General features: G+C 49.0%; 22 protein-coding genes. 21 read left to right on the plus strand and 1 reads right to left on the minus strand.

Annotated features, from left to right (window positions below):
• Window positions 1-2 precede the first annotated feature (2 nt).
• The 7 genes from FJQ58_RS25425 (at window position 3) to FJQ58_RS25455 (ending at window position 6,283) form a co-directional block, all read left to right on the plus strand.
• Window positions 3-320, plus strand: coding sequence for a Dabb family protein (locus tag FJQ58_RS25425; RefSeq protein WP_139997598.1), 318 nt, complete (start codon window positions 3-5; stop codon window positions 318-320).
• Window positions 321-426: 106 nt separating this feature from the next.
• Entirely contained in the window at window positions 427-876 is a 450-nt protein-coding gene (gene nikR, locus FJQ58_RS25430) for a nickel-responsive transcriptional regulator NikR (protein WP_139997599.1), read from the plus strand.
• A 424-nt stretch (window positions 877-1,300) separates the two neighbouring features.
• Window positions 1,301-2,869 carry an ABC transporter substrate-binding protein gene (locus tag FJQ58_RS25435; RefSeq protein ID WP_238404344.1) on the plus strand — a complete coding sequence of 523 codons (1,569 nt, stop codon included), beginning with the start codon at window positions 1,301-1,303 and terminating at the stop codon, window positions 2,867-2,869.
• A gap of 21 nt (window positions 2,870-2,890) precedes the next feature.
• Complete coding sequence (locus tag FJQ58_RS25440; RefSeq protein ID WP_139997603.1) at window positions 2,891-3,886, plus strand: ABC transporter permease; 996 nt, start codon at window positions 2,891-2,893, stop codon at window positions 3,884-3,886.
• Window positions 3,883-4,743 carry an ABC transporter permease gene (locus FJQ58_RS25445; protein WP_139997605.1) on the plus strand — a complete coding sequence of 287 codons (861 nt, stop codon included), beginning with the start codon at window positions 3,883-3,885 and terminating at the stop codon, window positions 4,741-4,743. The genes FJQ58_RS25440 and FJQ58_RS25445 overlap by 4 nt, the downstream gene beginning before the upstream one ends.
• Window positions 4,744-4,773: 30 nt before the next feature.
• Window positions 4,774-5,697 carry an oligopeptide/dipeptide ABC transporter ATP-binding protein gene (locus tag FJQ58_RS25450; RefSeq protein ID WP_139997607.1) on the plus strand — a complete coding sequence of 308 codons (924 nt, stop codon included), beginning with the start codon at window positions 4,774-4,776 and terminating at the stop codon, window positions 5,695-5,697.
• The gene (locus FJQ58_RS25455) at window positions 5,687-6,283 is read left to right on the plus strand and encodes an ABC transporter ATP-binding protein (protein WP_139997609.1); all 597 of its coding nucleotides are present in this window, start codon (window positions 5,687-5,689) and stop codon (window positions 6,281-6,283) included. Before FJQ58_RS25450 ends, FJQ58_RS25455 begins: the two co-directional genes overlap by 11 nt.
• A 174-nt stretch (window positions 6,284-6,457) precedes the next feature.
• On the opposite strand, the gene FJQ58_RS25460 is transcribed toward FJQ58_RS25455, so the two are convergent.
• Window positions 6,458-7,300, minus strand: a complete 843-nt coding sequence (locus FJQ58_RS25460; protein ID WP_140000080.1) for a helix-turn-helix transcriptional regulator — start codon at window positions 7,298-7,300, stop codon at window positions 6,458-6,460.
• A gap of 131 nt (window positions 7,301-7,431) precedes the next feature.
• Here FJQ58_RS25460 and fabF point away from each other — a divergent pair, with 131 nt between their 5' ends.
• The 14 genes from fabF (at window position 7,432) to FJQ58_RS25530 (ending at window position 26,158) form a co-directional block, all read left to right on the plus strand.
• Window positions 7,432-8,670 carry a beta-ketoacyl-ACP synthase II gene (fabF, locus tag FJQ58_RS25465; RefSeq protein WP_139997611.1) on the plus strand — a complete coding sequence of 413 codons (1,239 nt, stop codon included), beginning with the start codon at window positions 7,432-7,434 and terminating at the stop codon, window positions 8,668-8,670.
• A 100-nt stretch (window positions 8,671-8,770) separates the two neighbouring features.
• On the plus strand, window positions 8,771-10,390 hold the full coding sequence (locus FJQ58_RS25470; protein ID WP_139997613.1) for a helix-turn-helix domain-containing protein: 1,620 nt from the start codon (window positions 8,771-8,773) through the stop codon (window positions 10,388-10,390).
• A 244-nt stretch (window positions 10,391-10,634) separates the two neighbouring features.
• Entirely contained in the window at window positions 10,635-11,639 is a 1,005-nt protein-coding gene (locus FJQ58_RS25475) for a FecCD family ABC transporter permease (RefSeq protein ID WP_139997615.1), read from the plus strand.
• Window position 11,640: 1 nt separating this feature from the next.
• Entirely contained in the window at window positions 11,641-12,678 is a 1,038-nt protein-coding gene (locus tag FJQ58_RS25480; protein ID WP_139997617.1) for a FecCD family ABC transporter permease, read from the plus strand.
• 4 nt (window positions 12,679-12,682) lie between these two features.
• The gene (locus tag FJQ58_RS25485) at window positions 12,683-13,642 is read left to right on the plus strand and encodes an ABC transporter substrate-binding protein (protein WP_140000082.1); all 960 of its coding nucleotides are present in this window, start codon (window positions 12,683-12,685) and stop codon (window positions 13,640-13,642) included.
• A gap of 200 nt (window positions 13,643-13,842) precedes the next feature.
• Complete coding sequence (locus tag FJQ58_RS25490; protein WP_139997619.1) at window positions 13,843-14,922, plus strand: AI-2E family transporter; 1,080 nt, start codon at window positions 13,843-13,845, stop codon at window positions 14,920-14,922.
• A 95-nt stretch (window positions 14,923-15,017) separates the two neighbouring features.
• Window positions 15,018-15,848, plus strand: coding sequence for a uroporphyrinogen-III synthase (locus FJQ58_RS25495; RefSeq protein WP_139997621.1), 831 nt, complete (start codon window positions 15,018-15,020; stop codon window positions 15,846-15,848).
• A 197-nt stretch (window positions 15,849-16,045) separates the two neighbouring features.
• Window positions 16,046-17,221 (plus strand): ROK family transcriptional regulator, encoded by a 1,176-nt coding sequence (locus FJQ58_RS25500; RefSeq protein WP_139997623.1) that lies wholly within the window; start codon window positions 16,046-16,048, stop codon window positions 17,219-17,221.
• A gap of 59 nt (window positions 17,222-17,280) precedes the next feature.
• Window positions 17,281-18,474, plus strand: coding sequence for an MFS transporter (locus tag FJQ58_RS25505; RefSeq protein WP_139997625.1), 1,194 nt, complete (start codon window positions 17,281-17,283; stop codon window positions 18,472-18,474).
• A gap of 75 nt (window positions 18,475-18,549) precedes the next feature.
• Window positions 18,550-20,772 (plus strand): AraC family transcriptional regulator, encoded by a 2,223-nt coding sequence (locus tag FJQ58_RS25510; RefSeq protein ID WP_139997627.1) that lies wholly within the window; start codon window positions 18,550-18,552, stop codon window positions 20,770-20,772.
• 279 nt (window positions 20,773-21,051) lie between these two features.
• Complete coding sequence (locus tag FJQ58_RS25515) at window positions 21,052-22,659, plus strand: extracellular solute-binding protein (protein ID WP_139997629.1); 1,608 nt, start codon at window positions 21,052-21,054, stop codon at window positions 22,657-22,659.
• An 85-nt stretch (window positions 22,660-22,744) separates the two neighbouring features.
• Window positions 22,745-23,647, plus strand: a complete 903-nt coding sequence (locus tag FJQ58_RS25520; RefSeq protein WP_139997631.1) for an ABC transporter permease — start codon at window positions 22,745-22,747, stop codon at window positions 23,645-23,647.
• 39 nt (window positions 23,648-23,686) lie between these two features.
• Window positions 23,687-24,559 carry a carbohydrate ABC transporter permease gene (locus FJQ58_RS25525; RefSeq protein WP_139997633.1) on the plus strand — a complete coding sequence of 291 codons (873 nt, stop codon included), beginning with the start codon at window positions 23,687-23,689 and terminating at the stop codon, window positions 24,557-24,559.
• Window positions 24,560-24,583: 24 nt separating this feature from the next.
• Window positions 24,584-26,158, plus strand: coding sequence for a tetratricopeptide repeat protein (locus FJQ58_RS25530; RefSeq protein WP_139997635.1), 1,575 nt, complete (start codon window positions 24,584-24,586; stop codon window positions 26,156-26,158).
• The last annotated feature ends 52 nt before the right edge of the window (window positions 26,159-26,210 follow it).

A 26,210-nucleotide genomic window follows, 5' to 3' on the forward strand; every position in this document is an offset into this window, starting at 1 on the left:
TAATGGTAGAGCATTTGGTATCATTTAAGTTTAAAGAGGCGCTGACCGCAAGCAAGGAAAAAGAGCTGCTAGATGCATTGTATGGGCTTCCATCCGAGATTTCGGGCATTGTAGAGCTGACGGCTGGCCGTAATGAAACGACGGAAACTGAGAATATCCAAGGGTATACCTTAGGTTTGCGAGTGACTTTCACTGATCAGCAAGCGTTGCTGGCTTATGGCCCGCATCCGGCTCACCAGCGTTTTGTGAGCATGCTGGATGGTCTTATCGAAAATGTCATTGTCATCGATTACCCCATTTCCGAGAAACGATCGTCTTAGGTGAGCGTTAGTGTTGAGTTCATTTGCTGATATCTGAGCGCGTGCATTTCTGCGTGGCTTTTTAAGAAACAATAAGATAAAAAAAAGATATAGGCAGGGTGAGCTTATGGCTGAAAAAGATGAGCTGGTACGGTTCGGGGTATCATTCCCGGCACCGTTAATCGATCAGTTCGACCGCTATATTGACGAGCAAGGTTATACGAATCGCTCGGAGGCGATTCGTGACTTGGCCCGCAGAGCCTTGCTGGAACCTGCTCGGATGAATGGACAAGAGTATGTAGCGGGCACGATTGTCCTCGTGTATGATCATCATGTAAGCGATCTTCCGATCGTTCTCATGGAGGTTCAGCACCGTTTTCATCATGATATTATTTCGAACATGCATGTCCATTTGAATCACGACCAATGTCTGGAAGTAATCGTGGTTAGGGGAGAACTGTCCCGTCTTCGCTCCCTACATCAGCAGATCCAGACGCAGAAAGGGGTCATTTACGCTGAGCTTTCCGTCACCTATGCAGACAAACATGATCCTGCTAAAGAGCACAAGCATACCTAATGCTTAATTGATTTTTTTCATTAATGTTGGTGTTCACTACGATGGTTTGAGTTTCTGTAAGCACGTATGTGTTCTTACAGCCCTTATTCAAGAGCAGGTTAGTGTCTGTAAGCGCAAATACGTTCTAACCGCGTCGAATCGAACTAGCGCCTGCGTTGAGAGGAGGCTGTAAGCACGCCATTGTATTTACGTTCGCTTAAACTCATACATAGCTACCAACATCCCTAACAAGAGACTTTCCGCTTGATTGCTTTCGATCATGTGAGATAGTCTCTTTTTAATTGTATTTTATTAGATTTTCTAGTGGAAATATGATGCTATTCTTCTTGAATCGTGTTACAATATCCCATATTCGTGTTACTTAACTTAACATATTGATGGGGTGGGCTATTTGATAGGGCTTTTAAGAAGTATAACGTGCGCATTGGTCATATTGCTCTTCGTATCCGGATGCAGTACTGCAAAGCCAAAATCCGAACCGTCAAGTCATTCGGCAAAATCGGATGAGCTTGTGGTGGCGATAGGCGCGGAGCCCGACACCGGCTTCGATCCAATTAAAGGCTGGGGCCGCTATGGTTCACCATTGTTTCAGAGCACATTGCTTAAACGCGATGATGATTTGAAGATTGTGAACGATCTGGCGACGGGCTACGAAATAAGCGAAGATGGAAAAACGTGGACGGTTGCGCTTCGTAACGATGTTACGTTCTCCGATGGTAAGCCGCTCACGGCGGAGGATGTCAAATTTACTTTCGATACGGCTGCGGCAAGTGGGGCAGCTATCGATCTTACGAACTTAGCGAGCGTAGAAGCGGCAGATAACGAAGTGGTCTTTCAGCTCAACAAACCGCAATCCACTTTCGTTTATTATCTTATTACCACGGGAATTGTGCCTAAGCACGCGTACAGCAGCGGCTATTCCGAGCATCCCATAGGATCAGGTCCTTATCAATTTGTGCAATGGGACCGGGGTCAGCAGCTTATCGTAGAATCGAATGAAAACTACTATGGCAAAAAGCCCTACTTTCATAAGCTCACGTTCTTATTTTTGAATGAGGACGCCGCTTTTGCAGCTGCAAAAGCAGGCAGCGTCGATGTTGCTTATATTCCGTCTGCCTTCAGTAACCAAAGCGTGACTGGCATGGGTCTTGAGGCGGTAAAGAGCGTCGATAACCGAGGAATTGCTTTTCCTTATGTCAAAGCGGGTGGCAAGACCGAAGAAGGTTACCCCATCGGCAACGACGTAACCGCAGATGTGGCCATCCGGAAGGCGATTAATACGGTGATCAATCGCCAGCAACTGGTGGATGGTATTTTAGAGGGGCATGGCTCGCCGGCTTATACAGCGAACGATGGACTCCCGTGGTGGAACGAAGAGACGGTCATTCCAGATCATGACGCTGGGGCTGCGGCAAAAATATTGGAAGCTGGCGGCTGGTCGGATAGCGATAAGGACGGCATCGTGGAAAAAGAAGGTTTAAAAGCGGAATTTACGCTGATTTATCCTTCCGGAGACGTGACGCGCCAATCACTGGCACTGGCTGCTGCAGATATGGTACAAGCCATCGGCATTCATATCCAAGTGGAAGGCAAGAGCTGGGACGAAATTGAAAAGCTGATGCATGCCAATGCGATCCTATTAGGGTGGGGCAGCCATGATCCGCTTGAAATGTTCAATCTTTACAGCAGTGCCTTCGGCGGCGTTGATTATTATAATACTGGATTTTACAGCAATCCGACTGTGGATAAGCTGTTCAAGCAGGCGCTGGAGGCTCGCACAGAGGAAGAATCCCTCTCTTATTGGAAGAAAGCGCAATGGGACGGGCAGACAGGGCTCAGTGTGAAAGGGGATGCCCCATGGGCATGGCTTGTCAATATTGACCATCTTTACTTGGTCAAGGATGGGCTCAGCATTGGCAAGCAGCGCATTCAACCGCATGGCCACGGATGGCCGGTAACGGACAACATTGAGAGCTGGAATTGGAAAGAGTAACGGGTAGGAAGAGGTTTTCGTATGATCAATGGCATCATGGTATTTGCGGGAAAAAAGCTCATTCGCTTAGCTGCGCTGCTGGCTTCGGTCAGCATCATTACATTCGCGCTCGTAGCAATGTCGCCGATTGACCCCGTACAATCTTATATCGGTGCGGATGTGATGCGTGTCGGTGCGGAACAGCGGCAGGAAATTGCGGCCTATTGGGGGCTTGACCGCCCGTTTCCGGAGCGTTTTATAAAATGGACATCAGCTTTGCTTCAAGGGGATATGGGGACGTCTATGATTTACCGTGAGCCCGTTACCCATGTCATTGCTGAACGGTTTATGCATTCCGCGTTGCTCATGGCTTTCGCTTGGCTGCTCTCTGGCGTCATTGGTTTTATCGCGGGAGTGGCGGCAGCTATGCGGAAAGACTCATGGTTGGACCGACTAATCAAGAGTTACTGCTACACGCTTGCTTCTACGCCTTCATTTTGGATTGGATTGCTGCTTATGATGATTTTTGCAGTGTGGCTCGGCTGGCTTCCGGTGGGGATGGGCGTTCCGGCTGGCGTACTTGCTGAGAATGTAACATGGGCTGACCGGCTCCGCCATATGGTCATGCCCGTTCTAACGCTTAGCGTCGTTGGCATTGCGCCTATCGCGCTGCATACCCGCCAGAAGCTTATCGATGTGATGGATAGCGATTTTATTTTGTTCGCTAAGGCAAGAGGAGAACGAGGTTTAGGTTTGCTTCTAAGGCATGGCCTGCGAAATATAGCTTTGCCTGCGATTACGCTTCAATTCGCTTCCTTCGGTGAGCTGTTTGGCGGGGCAGTGCTCGCCGAGCAGGTATTCTCGTATCCTGGCCTTGGGCAAGCGACTGTAGAAGCGGGGCTTCGAGGCGATGTGCCGCTGCTAATGGGGCTTGTTTTATGCAGTACTCTGTTTGTCTTTACAGGAAATGCGCTGGCTGATTACTTTTACCGCATGGTAGATCCTAGGCTGCGGTACCGGAAGGAGGAGAGGGCATGAGCCAGCTTGCTGCCGTTCATCAAAGGAAGACCAGAAACGGATGGAATGTAAGGAAACGGGCTTATTTCTCGGCAGCAGGAGCGGCTTTGCTCCTTGCTGCCATTGGGATTGGAAGCTGGCTGCTTGGTTCAGCAGGGCTCTCTGTTCAGCTTGACAACAGGAACCTGCCACCTACGCTTGCTCACTTGTTCGGTACCGATTGGCTCGGGCGGGATATGCTCTCGCGCACAGTGAAGGGCCTTGCTTTGAGCATCCAAGTTGGCATGCTCGGTGCAGCATGCAGTGTTATTATTGCAGCGGTTATGGGGCTCATGGCTGCTACGCTTGGGAAGACGGCTGACCGTATCATCACTTGGCTGATCGATGTTTTTCTCAGCGTCCCGCATCTCGTTATGCTGATTCTGATTGCCTTTGTATGCGGAGGAGGCTTGAAAGGGGTGGCTATTGGCATTATGCTGACGCATTGGCCGAGCTTGGCTAGGCTTATCCGTGCCGAGGCCCTTCAGCTCATGTCGGCGGAATACGTGCTTGTATCGAGGAAGCTCGGCAAGTCCAGCTATTGGGTGGCTACCCGCCATCTTGCACCTCATTTGCTTCCTCAACTGTTGGTTGGTTTTTTGCTGCTCTTTCCGCATGCGGTATTGCATGAGGCGGCGGTCACCTTTCTTGGTCTTGGCATGTCGCCCCATCAGCCGGCGATCGGCATCATCCTCTCGGAATCAATGCGGTATTTATCGACGGGCATGTGGTGGCTTGCTGTCTTTCCGGGACTCGGTTTGCTGGCAACCGTTCGGGCCTTCGACAAGCTTGGCCATTATTTGCGGCAGTTAGTGGATCCGCGCAACGCACATTTATAAGCAATGATAGCATGGGAAGGAGGGGGAGCTATGCCTCTTCTCGAGGTGAATAAATTATCGATTTCCTTCGTTCAGTACGTGAAAGGCAGCGTGCAGCAAAGGATTACGGTTGTTGATGAGCTGGACTTTGCCATTAACGAAGGCGAGATTGTAGCGGTTGTCGGAGCGAGCGGCTCTGGAAAAAGCTTGCTCGCGCATGCCATTATGGGCATCTTGCCCAAAAATGTGGAGACAACCGGGAGTATCTTGTATGGAGGAGAACTGCTGGATGAGAAGCTGCTCCGGCGGCACCGTGGCCGGGAAATCGCGCTTGTGCCTCAATCGATTAGCTTTTTGGACCCGTTAATGCGCGTAGGCAAGCAGCTGCATACTAGAGCGGATGGGGAAGTCCAGGATAAGGAGCGCGATAGCTTGTTTGAGCGCTTTCAGTTAGGCAAGCATGTAGCTCGGCTGTTTCCCTTCCAGCTCTCTGGCGGGATGGCGCGCAAGGTTCTTGTGTCGACCGCAGCTCTAGGAAGAACAAGGCTCATTATTGCGGACGAGCCCACACCCGGCATGCATCCCGATGATGTAGCCGAGGCATTAGGACGCTTCAAGCAGCTGGCGGAAGGCGGCTGCGCCGTGTTGTTCATCACGCATGATATTGAGGCTGCCCTGCGGATTGCGGATAAAGTAGCGGTGTTTTATGCGGGAGAGGCTATTGAGCTAGCAGCAGCAGATGATTTCAAGGGGCAAGGCGAGCGGCTTCGGCATCCCTACACCAAGGCGCTATGGCGTGCGCTGCCGCAAAATGGCTTTGAGCCGATTACAGGCACGCAGCCGGCAAGAAGCTCGGATGTGCAAGGCTGCCTCTTCGCTGCCCGCTGCAGCTCCTACGCGGAGGATTGCAAAACTAAACGGCCGGAATCGCGAGAGGTTCGCGGGGGAATGGTGAGGTGCTTGCATGCCACTTGAAGGAAGCCAGCTCGGCTGGCGATATGCGGATGGACCCTGGCTGTTTAATGATTTCTCGATAGCGCTAAATCCCGGAGAAGTCGTCGGGCTAGTTGGTCCTAGCGGAAGCGGCAAAACATCGCTCGGCCGCTTGCTTTCGGGTTACATGAAGCCAATCACGGGTAAGGTTATTTTAAGCGGCGATGAGCTGCATAAGGGCAGCTGTCATCCTGTACAAATGATCTTTCAGCATCCTGAGCGGGCGGTTAATCCGAGGTGGCGCTTATCCAAGACGGTAACAGAAGGCTGGTCGCCTGACGAAGCGCTTCTTGAAGCGCTTGGCATACAGAAGCATTGGCTGCAGAGGTATCCGAATGAACTATCGGGCGGCGAGCTGCAGCGCTGCTGCATCGCGAGGGCGCTCGGACCAGAGACGAAATTTTTGATCGCAGACGAAATGACAACGATGCTGGATGCGATTACTCAAGCACAAATTTGGCATACGATGCTAGATATCGTTCATACGCGGCAAATTGGTCTGCTCGTCATTAGCCATGATCATGCGCTGGTGAACAAAATTTGCGGTCGAACCGTGAATTTTGCTTAAGCAAATGTAATTGTCAGTATAGCTTACTAATGTTCATCAAGCTCGATGAACAACCCGGTGGCGGCAGCTACCGGGCTTTCTCTTTATTCCTCTTTCCAAGGCTTCGCAAGAGCATGAAAAGCCAACATCTTCGCTATGCATGCCATCCATCCCATGTTATCCATCCGCATCCTGTTAATCCTGCCGCTCCAGCAGTCGGCCCAGCTTTAGCTCGGTCGAAGACTCAGGAGCGGGCGTATACACGCTGCACCTCAGATCCGTATTTCCTTGAACCTGGAAGGAGGTCAGATGAAACAGCATTTTCCCAACCTTGGCATGCCGAAATTCGAGCAAAACATCGGGAGCCGAACTCACCTGGCTTTGTTCCCATAGGTATTGAAACTCCGGATGGTTCCCTTTCATTTCCTCAACGAATCGCTCGTACCACTCATCCTGTACATATTGGCCGTAATAAGCGCGAAAGATAGCGAGATACCCGCCTACAAAATGCTCCCAATTCCCTGCGAGCCTGCGGAACTCCTTGCGCGTAAATAACAGCCGAATCATATTCCGCTGTTCGGCGGGTATTTGCTCAAAGTCCATGAATACATGCGCGGCCGCTTGGTTCCAGCCGACGATCTGGCACCGGCGATCCGATATGATCGTCGGGCAAAAACGAAGCTCCTGCAAGATTCGGTTCAAGGATGGCGTGATTTCAGAATGTTTCTCGTCCGTAGGCGCTGCGCTGGGGCCGGAACCTAGCGCGAGCGCATATAAGTATTTTCGTTCATCGTCATTGAGCTGCAGCGCCGTTGCCACGCAATCGAGCACGGAACCGGATACCTTAATATCCCGGCCTTGCTCCAGCCACGTATACCAGGTAGGGCTAACGCCTGCTAACTGAGCGACTTCTTCTCTTCTGAGGCCCGGCGTTCGCCGCCGGCTGCCAGCCGGAAATCCCGCAGCTTCCGGCATAATTTTGGCGCGTTTCGATTTTAAGAAGGAGGATAAGGCCTGCAGCCTTGTTTCTTGATTGATCATAGCAACCATCCTTAGGCAATCCATAGTTAGAGTAGTAGTGATTATACTATAATAATCTACAACTTGTAATAGGATAACCGATATGACAAACTACAATCAATCAAAGTATTCATGAAGGAGGATTCAGGATGGAACGAGTAGTAATTACAGGGATGGGCGTCGTGTCGCCTTTGGGAAATAGCGTGGAGCGTTTTTGGGACAATTTGGTTCATGGTGCATCCGGAATCTCGCAAATCGATTCTTTCGATACCAGCCGACATAAAACAAAGATTGCAGGTCTCGTAAAGGAATTTGATGCAGAAGCTTTGTTCGGAAGGAAAGAAGCGCGCCGGATGGACCGTTTCACTCAGTTTGCACTGGCAGCAGCGGAGCAAGCGCTAAATGACGCAAGTCTTTCCATCGAAGAAACAGATCGTGAGCGGGTTGGCGTCTATGTAGGCTCTGGCATTGGCGGCATTCAAACGCTGCTCAGCCAAGCTGAGGTGCTGCATGAGCGGGGTCCGGATCGCGTAAGTCCAACGCTAGTGCCGATGATGATTGCGAATATGGCAGCAGCCATGATCAGTATCCGCTACGGAACGCAGGGACCATCGCTTGCGCCGGTTACGGCATGCTCGATTGGGAATACGGCGATCGGCGAAGCGTGGCGGCTTCTGCGATCCGGCAGCGCGGATGTGGTAATCGCGGGCGGGACGGAAGCGGCGATCACCGACATCTCCGTGGCGAGTTTCGGCAATGCTACCTCGGTCTCGACTAGAAATGATGAGCCAGCCAAAGCAAGCCGCCCTTTCGATGCGGCTCGGGACGGATTTGTGATGGCCGAAGGCGCAGGCATTCTTATTTTGGAGACTCTCTCTCATGCGCTTGCCCGCGGGGCTCGTATTCATGCCGAGGTTATTGGCTATGGCGCAAGCTCGGATGCTTACCATATGGTCGCAACGCATCCGGAAGGAATAGGAGCTTATCAGGCAATGAAGCATGCTTTGCGAGAAGCTAACCTGCAGCCTGGTCAGATTGATGTAATTAGCGCTCACGCCACCAGCACGGAAATCGGAGACCGCTCAGAAACGGCAGCCATCAAAAAGCTGTTCGGCGAGCAGGCTTACCGCATTCCGGTTACAGCGAATAAGTCGATGACCGGCCACATGCTGGGTGCAGCCGGGGGAGTGGAGGCGATCGCATTGGTGAAGAGCTTGCAGGAGGGGATCATTCCTCCGACAATCAACCAGGAAGAGAAAGACGATTATTGTGACCTGGATTACGTTCCGAACGCTGCACGCGAGGCGGCCCTGGAAATTGGAATGTCCAATTCGTTTGGGTTCGGCGGACATAATGCTGTTATTATTTTGCAAAAATATAACGCTTAAAAAGATTGAAATCACAGCTGATTTTCATTACAATTGATAATGATTTTCATCGCTTGCTGTCGAGAATAGCAAGAAGGAAGCTGGGAGGAGCGCGGCTGGAATGAGCACGCTTGATCATCATCAATGGTTGCAAGACGTTATATTGGATATTGAGCATGCAGAAAAAAGTATAGCAACGCCTGGCTGGGCTGACGGAAAAATGCCGTTGGCCCGGCATTTTATCATTTATATGGTTAAAGGGGAAGGTACGCTTAGGATTAACGGTCAGGAAACGATCCTGCGGCGGGACTCTATTTATGCGCTTGCTTTAGGTTCGTTCATACAGCTAGAGTTTGAGGCTGCTACTGCCCCTGAACTGTACTGGATTGCCTTCGATGGGTATCGCTTAAAGGAGCAGTCCGATGCGGGAAGGGCCTACAGCCGTGAGCTCCATTTCCCGCTGGTAGGGAAGCTTAGCGTAAACGGCAGTTTGTTTAAACGATATTTTTATATGTTGATCTCGGAACAAACACAAGGAAAAGGCCGGAGCCGCCTGCTTGGCCAGCACTATTTGTATGATTTGCTTGAAGGCCTGCTGCGCCAGGCTGAACCGGCAGATCCGGATGAAGCGGAGGATCGGCTCAGGCTTACACTTGATTATATGCAAAACCATTACCAAGAAGAAATTCGGGTGAACAAGCTTGCCGAACTGGCCCAGCTTCATCCGTCCTATTACTCGCAGGTGTTTAAGCGCTCCATGGACAAAACCCCCGTATCGTATCTCACCCATTTGAGGATGAATAAAGCTAAGGAACTGCTGCTGATGACGGATAAACCCGTTAGCGATATTGCGGCAGACGTGGGCTATGACGATGAATTTTATTTCAGCCGCCGCTTTAAGGAAACGAGCGGTTATTCGCCTTCGATTTTTACGAAAAAGCAGGATTTAAACCTAATTTCGCTATCATCGCCTTATACCGACCATTTGTTTACGCTCGGGCTGCGGCCTTGCGCCGCACAGATGCACCGCTTTTTGCCGTTGGTTACGAAGGAGCTGACGCTGCCTAAGCATGCAACCGACCCCTGGGAGGTTAGTCGGCAAGCGCTTAGTGATATGAAACCGGATTTAATCGTATGCAAGGATAATGTATTGGCAAAGGCCAAAGCACATATTAATGATATCGCCCCAATTATTCCGATTCCTTGGGCAAGCAAGGATGTTTATGAGCATATGCTGGATATCGCCGAATTGGTGGATAGAAAGCTGGAGGCGAGGAACTGGATGGACAACCATGAACGCCAATCAGAACGTCTGCGCAAAAAGCTTCGGAAGGCGATTGGAGAATCCACGGTTGCGATATGCGTAGCAAGAAAAAATGACCTCCGGATGTATGGAACCCGCAATATCGGCCATGTTTTTTATCGCTCGCTGCAGCTGCAGCTTCCTGAGAAAATGGTGGCTGCACAGGCTGCTCACCCCATCGGAACGGGTTTTAATTGGCTGTCGATTCAGCCCGATGAGATGAAAGACTATGAGGCCGATTATGTATTCCTCGTATGTGAGACAGAAGCGGACCGTGAGCGCGTGAATCGCTATATAGAAACCAATCCCTATTGGATGGGACATCCGGCTGTTCGAAGCAAGCGGGTATTTTATTTGGAGTGGGAGAAGTGGATCGTGTATGCGCCGTACGGAATTGACCGACAATTAGAAGAGATCGAGCTGCTGCTGTTCAGGTAGCAGCCCAGAGCATTGCCTATCTTGAAATATAGGAAAGGATATGAGTTTGCTCATCCTTCCTTTATATTGCTCGGAATGAAACGCGGCGCACCGCCAAGGAGGGCGACAGCCGTATCACCTTTAAATAATCCATGAAAGAATCTTGATTTATGTCATGTACGGGAGCTGAGGGTAAGCTATAATGAACTAATGATAATGATTATCAATATTATTGGATGAAGGAGGCTTATGAGATCACAAGCTTATGAGCGGGCATATAACTTGGAAAACAGGCTTATGGTTTGCAGCGGCAATAGCAGCGCTGTTGATGTCTATATTTTTGGCGATATCCTACGGAGCGAAGGATCTTAGCTTCGCAATGGTATGGTCATCGGTCTTTCATTATGATCCCGAGCTGACAGCCCATCAAATCATGCATGAATACAGGCTGCCGCGCGTGCTGGGAGCTGTCGTCACGGGTATGGCCTTTGCCACGGCAGGAGCGCTTATGCAGGGAGTGACGCGCAATCCGATGGCGGATACCGGCATTTTGGGGGTAAATGCCGGAGCAGCCTTTGTTGTTGCCCTGTGCTTTGCCTTCTGGCCGGGCCTTTCTTATTCCCAGCTCATTCTGATGTCATTCCTGGGAGCGGCGCTCAGCACGCTGTTTATCGTATTGTTAGGCTCTGCAACGCAGGGCGGCCTTCATTCTTTGAGACTTACGGTCGCTGGCGCTGTCGTCGCGGCAATTCTTCACTCCTTCAGCAGCGGCATCGCGATTTATTATGATTTGAGCCAGGATCTTGCATTCTGGTATGCGGGCGGAGTTGCAGGCGTGAAGTGGGAGCATTTGAAACTGCTTGCCCCAATCGTGTTCATCGTTATCGCTTGGGCTTCGACGATGGGCCGATCGATCACTTTCCTGTCGCTCGGCGACGAGTCGGCAGCAAGCCTTGGCATACATACGGGGAAAATCAAGGTGCTTGGCATGACGGCTGCGGTTGTGCTTGCAGGAGCATCCGTTTCGGTTGCGGGGTCGATCGGATTTGTCGGTTTGGTTGTTCCGCATATTGCTCGGCGGCTGATCGGCGTTGATTATCGCAAAATCATTCCGTTCTCTGCCCTGCTTGGAGCCATTTTGCTCGTATGGGCGGATTTCGCTTCACGCATGGTCAACCCCCCAAGAGAGTTCGCTATCGGAGCTATGGTTGCTTTGGTAGGCGTGCCGTTCTTTCTTTATTTAGCCCGTAAAGAAAGGAGGGAGCTGTAGGATGGCGAGCCTGGAGCAGAAAAGGACAACGAGAGCGATTCTTGTCGGCATTATTTTAATAACGGTTGCGGCTGCTGTTATCGTAGTTAGCTTAAATACCGGAACGATACGGCTGTCACCGTCATCCATATGGCGTACGCTGCTCGGAGGCGGATCTTTCGATGAACAGCTGATCCTGTTTGAGTACCGCATGCCGCGGATAATCATTACCCTTCTGGCGGGGATTGGACTGGGCATTTCTGGTGCGGTACTGCAAGGCGTTTCCCGCAATTCGCTTGCTGATCCCGGCATTCTTGGCATCCATGCTGGCGCGGCCCTTGGATTGATCATGTTTGTATCTTTCTTTCGTAATATGGAAGGGCCGACGGCGTTGTTGATCCCAATGTTCACCTTCGCGGGTGGAGCGGTCATTTCTATCCTTATTTTCATGTTGGCCTATGACCGCTTCAAAGGCATGATTCCGATCCGTTTGATATTGGTCGGCATCGCGGTCGAGGCTGGCGTAAGTGCGCTCACGCTGTTCCTTTCCCTTCGTCTGGATGAGGATACCTATTCCTTTGCCGCCCGCTGGCTAGCGGGAAGCGTATGGGGCAGGGAGTGGGTGAACGTGTGGGCGCTGCTGCCTTGGATTGTACTGCTGGTTCCGATCGTTTATCTGAGGTCCCGGTCGCTCGATTTATTCGCACTCGGTGACGAGACCGCCGCAGGGGTAGGCAGCCACGTGACGCGAAACCGCGTCATTATGCTAGCCTTGGCAGTGGCCTTATCCTGCGCAAGCGTGTCCATGGCCGGCGGCATTGGCTTTATCGGTCTTATTGCGCCGCACATTGCCAGGCGGCTTGCAGGACCGCAGCATCGCCATTTTCTGCCGATAGCCGCTCTTATCGGCCTTGTTATTTTGGTAACGGCGGATACGGTCGGTCGTTCCATCTTCCAGCCTAACGCGATACCGGCAGGCGTCGTAGTTGCGGCGATAGGCGGTCCATATTTCTTATATTTGCTATTAAGCACAAAACCTAACTCACGGAGGAATTCTTAACATGATGAAACGAATGCTTACCACGCTTGTCACACTTATGATTGTAGGGGCGCTGGCTGCTTGCGGACAGTCTACTACTCCAAATGGGGCTTCATCCAGTACGAACACACCAACAAATGCGGCTTCCGAAGCTCCGGAATCGTCATCGGATGTGATAACGCATGATGCGAATGCGAAGATTGCCTCCATGTCGATCCACATTACCAATAACCTGCTTGCGCTTGGGATTAAGCCTGCAGGTTCGGTCGTTGGCGGAGATGTGAAGGACTTCTTGCCGCATGTCGCTGATCAGCTGGAGGGAGTATCCAAGCTCGGTGTCGTAACCGACCCGGACATGGAATCCGTTCTCGCGCTTAAACCGGATGTCATTTATATCGATGAGGTGTATACGGGGGATGATCTGGCGAAGTTTGAGAAAATTGCCCCTACCATTAGCATCGATATGGATAATGGGACATGGCGCGACCATTTGAATCGAATTGCGCAGCATGTAGGCAAAGAAAAGGAGGCCGAAGCCTTCATTAAAGACTACGAGGAGAAAGCCGAGCGTGTCAAAGGGCTAATAAGCGCAGAACTAGGGCAAGACGCGAAGGTCATGGCTATCCGCATGACAGCGAAAGAGCTTCGGGTCATGGGCATGAAGCGGCCGGTAGGACCCATTATGTTTGAAGACTTGGCATTAAATCCGGCTGTCGGCGTAGAGAAAATTACCGATGAGCCTTATGCGGTTATTTCTCAAGAGGTATTGCCTGATTTCGATGCAGATGCGATATTCGTCATTATTAGCAAAGGCAACGAAGCCAAGGCTAATTTCGATGAGCTGGAAAAAAACCTCGTATGGAAAAACTTGAAAGCCGTAAAGAACAAGCACGTATATGTGCTCGATGGACAAAAATGGCTCGATTATTCTTCTATCGGACACAGCATGGCACTGGATGACGCTGAGCAGCTGTTCACGAAATAGAGCGCAAGAATAAAAAAGGAAAGACTGAAGCGGGGGCGGAACAGCTCTCTTGCTTCGGTTTTTTTTGTATTGGTAGATTCACCTGATGAGACAGCGGGTATAAGGTACATAACCGATTTGAGGGGGATGACCGACTGCTGCAGCTTCAGGGCTGTGCAGCTTGGCTAAATATTCATCTAAAAAGAGAAGAAGGTGATCGCATGGCCAAGCATAATCGTTTTATCCGATGGTGCATTTCGATTATTTTGGTGCTTGTCATTATTTATTTGGGCTCGCGGGTTAATTTTATTTTTAAGCCGATTTTATCGTTATTCAGCATGATTATTGTTCCGCTGATGCTCTCGGGGTTCTTTTATTATCTTTTGCGTCCGCTCGTGAACGTCATGGAGCGCCGCAAGGTGAACCGTACGTTGTCCATTTTGCTTATTTATTTGGTGTTTGCCCTTATCATGGTCGGTTTCTGCCTTTGGGTATGGCCGTCTTTGCGGACGCAATTAATCAATTTAGTCGAGAACGCCCCCACGCTATTCACCGCGCTCAGCAAGCAGGTGGAAGAGCTAGAGCATAACGGCTTTCTATCGTCCTTCTTGCCGCAGGATTCCAATCCGCTTTCCAAGCTGACGGAGTATTTAAATAAAGGCTTTACCGTACTGACCGAATATTTGTCGGGACTGTTCGTCTTTTTCTCCAATTTTGCCATCGTGTTGATTACGTTTCCGATTTTGCTGTTTTATATGTTGAAGGAGGGCGGGAAGTTTGGTGAGCAGGTCGTCAGCTTCATCCCGAAGCGCTTCCGAGTCGATGCTAATGCGGTACTGGATGATATTGACCATATGCTCAGCAGCTTCATCGTCGGACGGGTCATTGTTAATGTCGCACTCGGCGTATTGATGTACGTAGGGTTTCTTTTCATTGATTTGCCCTATGCGCTTTTGTTGACGGTTGTAGCAATCATATTAAATTTTATTCCGTTTATCGGATCGTTTTTATCCTCCGTACCCATTGTTATTATTGGTTTTATTGAATCACCGTCTACCGCGATTTGGTCCGTAGTGATCATTACGATCGCACAGCAAATACAGGATAATTTGATCGCGCCTTATGTTTTTGGGAAACAGCTCGATATTCATCCCCTGACGACCATTATTCTGGTACTCGTTGGCGGAGATATTGCAGGCATACTGGGCATACTGCTCATTATTCCGATTTATATGATATTAAAAATCGTATATCGCCGCGTATACGAGCTGTTTTTCAAGCAGCAATGGGAAAATGCCTGACACTAAGCTTCCATTTGGGATGCGGAATCCGGCAGCTTTTGGTATAATGACGTCGACTTAGACAAATATACCGAAAGTACGGTGGCTAGAAGACTATGGGGATAAATGCTTTGGAAAATAAACGGATTGTTATCGCCGGTTCTCGCAAAACGGACGAGATGTGCCTAATTGTGGAAAAGCAGGGCGGGACGCCGATCGTTCGTTCACTTCAAGGTTTAACGATGTTTGATGAGGACTTGCTCGCCGAGCCGCTTCGCGGTTTTGCAGAGCAGGGCGCGGATTGGGTCATCTTGACGACCGGCATGGGATCGGACAGTCTCGTTGCTGCGGCCGATAAGCTAGGCATCGGAGAAGCCGTTCGTATGCGGTTGGCGGAAGCCAAAATCGCAACGAGAGGATACAAAACCTCCGCCTTTCTAAAGCGGAACGGCTTCAAAGCAGTTGTCAGCGATGATGATGGCACTATGCAGGGATTGATTGAAAACTTGAATGCCTTTGATTTTAGCGGCCAGCGCGTTTGGATTCAGCTGCACGGTGAGCCGGCGCCGGAGCTGGTAAACTTCTTGAGAGCAAAGGGGGCTTCACATGTCGAAGCCATTCTGCCATACCGGCATGTGCCGCCAGAATCGGATACGGTAGAACAGCTGCTTGTGGAGCTTGGCGAAGGTGAAGTGGATGCGGTTTGTTTTACAACAGCCGTGCAAGTGCATTATTTGTTTCGATTTGCCAAGGAGACGCAGCGCGAAGAGCTGCTTCATCAAGCTTTTGGAGGTTCGGTTCTCGCAGCCGCAGTCGGCAAAGTGACGGCAGAAGCGCTGCGGCAATACGGTGTCGAACAAATGGTTGTGCCGGAATTGGAGAGAATGGGCGCTCTGATTATCGAGATCGGCCGTTACTACGAGCAAACTAGTCAACAGCAAGCCTAGGCTATTCAATTGAACCATTAAATTTGAAGCAGTCGTTAGCATGTAAAAGCAATATTGGAGACCCTTCTATGCGAATAGGAGGGTCTTTTGTTGTGGCCTCATATTTGCAATTGACGAGAATTATCGGGGTTCATTATAATGGTTTATATAATTAGTTAAACTAACTTACTAATTAGAGAGAGAGGTAACGCTTGTTCATGCAAAAAGGAGATTCTAACTATATTCGCGGCTTGAACGATCAATTAATATTGGACATCATCTTCAAGCAAGGCAGAATTTCGCGTGCGGAAGTAAGCCGATTGGCAGAACTAAGCAAGCCAACCGTTTCCTCATCCGTTCAGAGGCTGATCGACAAAGGTTTGGTGCGCGAGGTGGGCAGAGGGGAAAATGCGCAAGGAAGAAAAGCAACACTGTTGGAATTTAACTACTCCGCCTATTATGTTTGCGGAATCGATGTTGGAGCCAAGAAGGCACGGATCGCCTTGTCGCGGCCGGATAGCTCCCTGCTTGATTACGAAGAGCTGGAAACGGAAGGGGCTGAGCCGCATATTTTTATGCCCAAGCTGCAAGAGGTCATCAATAGGCTAATCGGCAGACAGGGCACGCAATGGGGGATGGTTCCCTACATAGCCGTTGCAATGCCGTCCGTTGTCGTTCCGGAGACAGGGCAGGCTTCGCTCATGCTTAACGAGCTGAAAAAATATGAACATAGCTTTACACGGGAATCCCTAGAGAAGCTGTTTGCCACGCGGGTGCTTGTTGAGAATGACGTGAATTTAGCGACGATGGCAGAGCAAAGCAGCGGGACAGCCAAGGAGACTCCACTATTCGTATATTTATCCGTTGGTGCGGGTGTCGGTGCCGGTCTAGTTGTGGAAGGTCAGCTCGTAAGGGGGCTTGGAGGAGCTGCCGGAGAAATCGGTCATATGCGGCTTGGCCGAGAGGGGAGAGTAGAGGAATTGCTTTCCTCAGGGGGCCTGCAGCGAATCGCGCACAACTGTCTGGAAGATAGCAGCCAACCATCTTTGCTTCGGGAATACTTGGAGATAACGCCTGCTGTTCTATTTGAAGCGGCACGTATGGGGGATGAACTGGCCATTTCGATTACAGAAGAGTACGGTGAGCTGCTAGCGGCTGTTATTCATAATGTAAGCGTGATGATAGCTCCTGAGCTCATTGTGCTCGGCGGTGAGATTGGAAGCTATGCGGACGTATTATTACCGGTAGTAGCTAAGCATACAGATCTCCGCTTTCCCATTCGGCCACTGCTAACGGGTTCCATTTTGGGTGAGACAGCAGTTGTCCTCGGAGCTGTAAATCTGGCTGCCCGCCATGCTTATGAACAAATTAGAAACGAACTTGTAAATCTTTAACCAATAGAGAAAGCGCGACGGGGGTCAAAGCCATTACTCAGCAAAGGAAGATTAACTTCATGGAAAAGGCAACGGCAATGGATTCGTCAGCGATAACAGGAGAGGCGAGAGCTGTATTGTACAAGCTCCGCATATTGTATTTATTTACGGGATTGGCTGGAGGCATGTTTAATCCCTATTTGACAACACTATTTGTACATCAAGGGATGTCTTCGGGAAGCGTTGGAATTATGATGGCGGTAGGTACGCTGTTGTCTATCTTGGTACAGCCATTGTGGGGACTCATGGTGGACCGCTTTCGCCAGACGAAGCTGGTGCTGGTGCTCAGTATAGCTGTTCCGTCCATCTTAGCCTATTTCTACAGTGTCAAACTATTTGCGATCATGGTGCTTGTCTACACGATTTCGATTATTTTTCAAGTGACACAAAGCCCGATCGCCGATTCCTACGCGGTCTCGGCCGCAGGCCATGCCCGTACCTCGTATGGGACGATTCGCAGCTTGGGCAGCTTAGGAACAGCGCTTGGCGGATATGCGGGCGGACTTTATTTATCTCATTTTGCGATTACACAGCTATGGATGCCTTTTTTCCTATTTAGTGCGGCAGGGGCAATGACGGTATTGTCCTTATCCAACCAGAGCGATTCGTATAAATCGGCAGTTTCGCTAAGTGAAGGCTTTAAAAAACTGCTAAGCAACCGTGATTTTGTTATTTTCCTTGTGGCTTGTTTTTTTGTTAACCAGACCCTGACTGCTTATAACTCATTTTTCGTTCTGTCCTTTCAGGAAGCGGGAGGAAGCTATTCTTTAGTCGGCGTCGCACTGCTGCTGGCGTCCATGACGAACGTCCCGTCTATGCTGCTTGCGGCCAAGGTCGTGGGCAAAATCGGGCGCGAGAAAACATTAGTGCTGGCAGCTTTCGCCTATGCGCTGCGCTGGGCAATTCAATGGCTGTACCCGATTCCTTCGGTCATGATCGGAATACAGGCGCTTCACGGCTTATCCTTTGGTTTATTTTATGTGGCCGCTGTGGAGTATGTCGCTGTCGCCTCGGGCAAGCAGATGCAGGCAACGGGCCAAAGCCTTTTCAATATGGTATTTGTAGGCTTGGGCGGCATCGTCGGAAATCTGCTTAATGGTTACCTCTATCACGCAGGAGGACCAGAAATGATGTATATGGCATGCACAGTTAGTGCGTTAATTGGTGTTGCCATGCTATATTGGGTGAACAAGAGAACAGCTTTATCCGCCTAGTCGCTTCCTTTAACAGAGCAAGGACATGCGCGGCGGCGATACTCAGCATCCGAGAAACGACAGGCGGGGGATAAGATGAGAAGAAATTGGTCCAGCAGAATGATGTTTTCTTATTTCCCCATATTTTTATTAACGGTTTCCATTTTGATATTTTTATCATTTCTAATCGTTGGCGAGCTATCGCGCAGCGAAACGAATAAGGCAAACGAAATTTCGACTGGGTATATTGTGGATACGATCCAGCGCTCATTAGGCGAGATAGAGCTGTCTATGCTTCAGGAAATGGAGACTAATCCTGTTTATAATGATTTTTTGGGCAGTTTTAAGCAGGAGGAGGACAGTACCCGCATCTATGACACAGTCAGGCAAATGAACGGCATGCTTTACCGCAATCAGCTAATCGAATCGATATATTTATATCGCACCTCGGACCAATCGGTGTTGACTTTGAATGGGCTGAAGACGCTTGATGCCTTTGCTGACCGAAAATTTTTGGAGCAAGCGCTGTTTGACAAAAAGTCTTCGAGCTGGAGTGCACCGCGTGACTATCCACAAAAAATAACCGACCGTACTAGCAAGGTCATTAGCCTTTACAAGCAGCTTCCGATTCCTTTTGGCGCTGAAGGCATGGTCGTCATCAATATTAATATGTACGGCATTGAGCGAATGATTGACGATATGACGAATAGCCAGATCTCCTTTATGCGCATTATAAATGATAAGGGAGAGCTCTTATATGCAGCTCATGGCGAAGCGGAATCGAAGGGCGAGGTGCTCACGAGCATACGCTCGGAAAATACCGGCTGGACATTTCAAAGCGGAATTCGCGCTGGACAACTATTCGCCTGGGTATCTGTTGTATCCTACATATGGATCGCCATTGGCGTTTTGACCGTTATTTTGGGTATGGTCTATATTTTTTATATTACTCGCAAAAACTATCGGCCGATTCAAGTCATGATGAATCGGATTCAAGCGCTGCAGCTTCAGGGAGGCCAGCTGTCAGAGAACAGCGAGCTAGTCGTTATTGATCATGCCCTTGAGAGTTTAATTGAGCAAACGATGCATTACGAGCAGCGGCATCATGAAAATTTGCTCGTGCACCGACGCCAGCTCTTTCTGGATATTATAGAAGGGGAGCGGATAGAAGCGGTTGCCGAGAGGCTCCGCCAATTCCAACCTTTGCCTATGGAACCAGGCAGGCTCGTCTTTATCGCAGTCGAAATAAACCAATATGGCGAGTTCCGCAAAAATTACGCGGCAAACGATCAAAATATGCTGAAATTCACCCTCATGAATTTGTTTCAGGAATTTATGGAGGAAGAGCAGATGTATGGATGGTCGGAGTGGATTAGCGGCAGTCGCATGGGCGTGTTAATCGGCTGGGAACAAACCTCCGCAGTAGGCAAAGAAACACTCAAGACATTAGTGGATAATGGATTAAGATGGGTTAGCGATAATTTAGGACTTTCTTTGGCCATTGGTGTTGGAACGATTGTCGACAGTTGGGAACAAGTGCCGGCTTCCTGCCATGCTGCGGATTCCGCTCTTCAACATAAGCTGTCTTTGGGACAGGATATGGTAGTGATGAGCGAGGAGCTGCCTGACAAATCAACTCTTCAATCGTATAAGTATTTGCAAACGTTTAGTGAGATCGTAAGAGACTTTCGAATTGCGGACGAGGGCTGGCGTGCTAAGCTGGACGTGTTGTTTGAAACGTTTCGCAAAGATTCGATTAAGGATGAGCAGATTCGGATGCTGCTTCATGCACTTATGCAGATGCTGGATCGAGAAATTGGCGATATGTCGGACCGTTTGCGCAAAACCTTTGACGCCTCAAGCCTTCGGGTTTTTTATGCAGAATTAGAAGAGGCATCGACACTGAAGCAAGTGCAGCTCGTCTTGTTGCATTGGCTAACGGAGCTGTATCGTATCTATGTATCCGTCAATGAGACCAAAAGCTACAAAGCCATGATCAGTGAAATGAAAGTGTATATTGAAGAGAACTTTGTGAATCCGGATTTGTCTCTTAAGCATTTGAGTGACCGGTTTCAAATCTCCGGCAAGTATGCCAGCTATCTGTTCAAGGAAGAATTCGACATGAAGTTTGTTGATTTCCTCATGCAGCTCAGAATGCAAAGGGCAGAATATTTGCTTGCTGGCACGAGTGAGAACATTCAAGAAATCGCATTAAAAGTTGGATATGCCAACTCGATCACTTTCGGCAGAGTTTTTAAAAGAATCGTAGGCGTTACGCCTGGTGATTACCGCAAGCTCAAGATGAAGCCTGAGCAGTAACAGGAAGACCCATCATAAACGCTCGTTATCTTACTGCTTCTGGTAAGGTAAAGGGCGTTTTTTCCATGCAAAACAAGTGTGAAAATCGTTTGCTTATACGAAAAAGGTTTGTTATGTCATGTAAATTAACGTTAAAATGCAGGGTTTATCGTGCGAAACTAGTTTATTGTCGTATTTTTAAATTTCATGTAATAATAAGTGACATCAAGGCGCTGCCGATTAGAGAGAGGCGCTGACGATAAAAAATACGCACATAGAGAAGGGTTTGGGTGAAGGGTAATGGAGAGAAACCGCTTTGCAAAAATGGCACGTCTAGGAGTTGCAGTTACATTAATCTCTACTGTATTCGTAACGGCATGTTCTTCCAACAATGCTTCACCAAATGCAGAAGGCGGGACCGCATCGACTAAGCCTTCTTCCTTAAAAGTAGAGCTGTTCGATCGCGGCAACACGCCAGCAGGCTATACCATTACTAACAGTTACTTAACTAACCTCGTGAAAGAGAGATTTGGCAAGCCAAACAATATTGATGTTCAATTTGTCCCTGTTCCTCGTTCGGAAGAGATTCAGAAGCTTAACGTATTAATGGCAAGTGGGACGGAAGTGCCGGATATTGTCTTCACTTATGATTCAGGCACCTTTAATCGTTACGCTGAGCAAGGCGGGCTGACGGATCTGACTGAACTCATGGATGAATACGGGCCAAATCTCAAAAAGTTTCTCGGAGAAGATACGCTGGCATATGGAAGTTATAACGGAGAGCAATTCGCTGTGCCGGGCAGACGTTTGGTATTAGGCAAATATGCTTCTTATGTTCGTCAAGACTGGCTTGATAAGCTAGGCTTGCCAGCTCCGCAAAACACCGAGCAGCTTTATGAGACGCTAAAGGCATTTAAAGAAAAGGACCCTGGCAGCACAGGAGGAAAGGTCATTCCTTTTGGCATGACGATTGCTTCCGCTCAATACGAATCGCTTTTGTGGTCGTTTATTGAGCCTATGACCGAGGAACAACGCTATACGCTAACTCAGCAGCTCGGATCAAATGATTTTCCAACGCTGCTGCCAGGGTTTAAGAATGCACTGCAATATATGAATAAATTGTACAACGAAGGTTTGATCAGCAAGGACTTTGGCTTGGACAAGGACAAGAAGCAGCTTTGGGAAGATGTTCAGAGCGGCCGTGTCGGCTTCTACAGTGAAGACGCGGGTGAATTATACTTTACGCAAAACAATACGTATAAAAACCTGCAAACGAATGTAGCTGGCGCAGTCATGACTCCGCTAGACGCATTTGCGAACTCAGAAGGCAAGTTTGCCAAGCCAACCTATGCGCCTAACGGATTGTATGTCATGATTCCAAAATCCAGCAAGCATGCGGTTGAAGCGATTAAATACTTGGACTGGATGGCATCTGGAACGAACTTATTCGATATTCAATTCGGAATTGAAGGCGAAAACTTCACGCTTGTGGACGGCGTTCCAATCGTTAAGCCGGATGCGGCTCAGGAAGCTAGCGATAAAATCTATAACTTTGGTGACTTTGCCGTCATCGTTAACGGTAAATTTGCTGGGGATGACAAGAAAAACACGGATGCATACATCGCACAAACGCCTGCCGAATACCAAGCGGACATGCGCAAATCAGTCGAAATTTCGAATACGGATCCCATTACTCCGGTTCGTTTTGACCATCCCATTGCTGCTGAAGCAAAGTACGGCAACGGTTTGGCTGATAAATTCCAAGAATTTATCGTGAAGGCAACGATGGTGAAAACGGAGCAATTCGAATCAACGTATGCGGCAATGATGAAAGATTACATGGCAAGCGGCGGTCAAGCGATATTGGATGAGCGTACGGCTGCATACAAAGAAATGGGCTCGAAATAATTACACGCGCCAGGTACGAGGTGGAAGGAATGAGCCGATCATTCCTTCTGGCCACGTGTTTCAGTATAAAGGAGGACTAGTGGCCATGAGAATGAACATGTACTTACGAAGAAACTGGCATCTGTATATTTTGCTTGTATTGCCCCTAGCTTATTTTTTCCTGTTCAAATACGGCCCGATGTATGGGGTTCAAATCGCGTTTAAGGATTTTAATTTCTTCCAAGGCATTTCCGGCAGTAAATGGATCGGGATCGATGCGTTTAAGGAAGTTTTTCAGAATCAGGACTTTTTCGATGCGCTGCGCAACACTGTTTTATTGAATTTTCTCGATCTGCTCGTCTCCTTTCCCGCTCCGCTCATCCTAGCCATTATGATTTATGAGCTTAAGACGTCGTGGTTTAAGAAGATGGCGCAAACGGTATTATATATTCCCCACTTTATTTCTTGGGTCATAATCGGTGGGATCGTATTGCAGGTGTTCGGAACACAATCTGGTTTTATCAACAATGTGCTGTCGGGTCTTGGGATCGGTGAAATTCCGTTTCTGACCGACAAAAAGTATTGGCTTATTACGTATTTGACGGTTGGCGTGTGGCAAAGCGCAGGCTGGGGAACGATCTTGTATCTTGCCGCGCTGACGGGCATTAATAAGGAGTTGTTTGAAGCTGCAGAAGTGGATGGCGCCAACCGATTTAAGCGAATCTTGCATATCTCCTTGCCTGGCCTCAAGACAACGATCGCTACGCTGCTTATTATCAATCTCGGCAACATGATTTCAATCGGCTTTGATCGGCCGTTTATTATCGGTAACGTTGCTGTACGTGACTACTCGGATGTGCTGAGTACATTCGTCTACCGAATAGGGATGGAATCCGGTCAGATTACGTTAGCTACGGCGGTTGGGCTATTTCAAGCGCTTGTCGGACTCGTATTTCTGCTTGGCGCCAATTATGCTTCGAAGAAGCTGGCAGACGAGAGCATTTTATAATTTAGATTCCAGAAGATGAAGAAATGGGGGACAACTACGATGAGCGAACGTGCATCCAACCGAGTGATTGATACAGCTAACGTTATTTTGGTTATCATGACCATGCTGCTTTGCCTGGCGCCCTTTATTCATATCATTGCGATTTCATTAAGTGCCAACCGTCCCATTATGTCGGGCGAGGTTTCTTTTTACCCCATCGAACTAACCTTTGAGGCTTACAGTAAAGTGTTCTCCGATATGTCGATGATTCGATCACTGGGCTTTACGGTATTGTTGACCGTGTTGACGACCGTGTTATCGATGGTGATGACCATTGCGGTTGCTTACCCACTCTCTAAGAAAGAGCTTAAAGGACGCAAAATATTTATGCTCATCATCGTAATTACGATGTTTTTCACTGGCGGCATGATACCGGAGTATATTTTAATCCGTGATTTTCATCTATTGGACAAAATGTGGGCGCTTGTTCTGCCAGGCTTGATCAGTCCGTTCTATATGATTATTCTGATCTCCTTCTTCAATAACATTCCGAAGAGCCTCGAGGAAGCAGCGGACATTGACGGAAGCAGTCATATTGGTACTTTGTTCCGCATTATCCTTCCATTATCGCTGCCGGTTATGGCAACGCTGAGCTTGTTTTATGCGGTTGGCCGTTGGAATGGCTTCCAGGATGCGTTAATGTATATTACAAACCCTGAGCTTTATCCGCTGCAGCTGAAGCTGTACCAAATGATTCAGCAAAATCAGGTGCATGATCTGATGCAAATGGAAGGGATGACGGCTGCAACAGTATTGCCGGAGAGCCTTAAGGCGGCCAGCGTCGTATTCTCAACCCTGCCGATCCTTATCGTGTATCCTTGGCTGCAGCGTTATTTTATCAGCGGAGTAATGGTAGGCGCAGTTAAAGGCTAGAACACGGAGAGGGGAATTAGCTTTATGTATCATAGCATACGAGATCGGATGGCGGAGGAGCAGCGCTATTTGGTTAATCATGCCATGGAATATATGGATCAGCTGTTCGACGAGGAGGAGGGCATGCTCCGGGATGCCGAGCAGCTTGACCGGCATAACACACGCGGTAGCGGCCATTATGCAGTGGGACTGCTGCTGCGTAACGAGCCGGGTGACTGGGAGAGGGCGGCTGTTGTATTAAACAAGGTGATAGATATGCAGCTAAATGATGCAGACGAAATTTATTTCGGCACATTTCGGGCATCTCCTCAGGCATCCCCGCCTCCAAAGGGAAAGGTGCCATGGCAAACGCTTGGCGCTGGCAGCGCGTATAGATATGGAGAAGATGTGCTTCCTCCTGTATGGAGGAGCTACGATCCGAATTGGCGCGAATTTGTAGCCTGTACGTTTGCGGTTATTTTAGAAAACTTTGAATCGGTGCTGCCAGCCGGGCTTGTCGCTCGCATGGATAATTCCATGGTTATGGCGGTTACTGGCTCCATTGATCGCCGGTTAACGGAAGCGGTACCGATGAATTCGAATATTGAGCTTATGCATATTTTCATCGCCCATTATTTTGGTCAACGCTTTGAAAACAAGGATTGGCTTGAGCATGCCAAGCAAGAGAGCTACAAGTTTCATGCCGCATTTATGGAGTTTGGCTCGCTTGCGGAGTTTAACACGACAACCTATTATGGCGTCGACATTACAGTGCTTGGCCTTTGGCGCTGCTATGCAAAATCTGATGAGTTGAAGCGAATTGGCCACGATGTGGAGAAAGGGCTGTGGGAGAGCATCGCTTTATTTTATAACCCCGCATTGCAAAACTTGAGCGGCCCGTTTGCGCGTGCCTATGAAATGGAGATGCTGGCACATAGCTCGATGGGGGTATTTCTATATCTTTTACACGGGAAAGGGTTTGAACATCTCGCAGCTATTAACTGTGAATCTGAGCATGACCCGATCATTGCGCTTGTAGGCATCGATATACCGGAATATGTGAAGCCATCACTTACTGTTCCCCAAGGGGAGAGGCTGGCTGTGCAGAAGTTCCGTGAGCTATGCGAGCGGGACTTACCTGGAGAAAACTCTAATCTGTGCACAGCCAAGGCGTGGATCGATAAGGATGTTATGCTAGGCGGGATGTCCGGCAGTAAAAATACGAATGGGCAAATGCATCCGGCAACCATTCATTGGATTACGCAGGAAGGTGAAAAGTATTATTTGCGGCTGCTTAGGCGTGAAGTGGGCGGGCATTGGAATACACATGCGCGAGGCATTATTTTTGAAGTCGATGTGAAACGGAAGCAACTTTCGGTTGAGGTTTATTTGGATACGGCAGCTCCTGTTGAGATCTATTTTGAGATTAGTGGAGGGCCCCTGGAGGCACAGCTGCTGACACAGGAGCTTTGGTCATTGCCAGGTCTTTCTTTGGCTGTAGATAGCCAAGCGCCGCTTGCTTCCATTCATTCGAACGAAGAGCTGGTGGAGGTGATTTATACTTATCAGCCTGGGGAGACACCTAACCGAATGAGCTTTATGCTAACAATGATAGACTAATCAGGTATACTCGTTAGTACCAAAGGTTAGTGCTTCTGATATAGCTGAGGTA

It is taken from the genome of Paenibacillus paridis, from assembly GCF_006345825.1.
Classification (GTDB): domain Bacteria; phylum Bacillota; class Bacilli; order Paenibacillales; family Paenibacillaceae; genus Pristimantibacillus; species Pristimantibacillus paridis.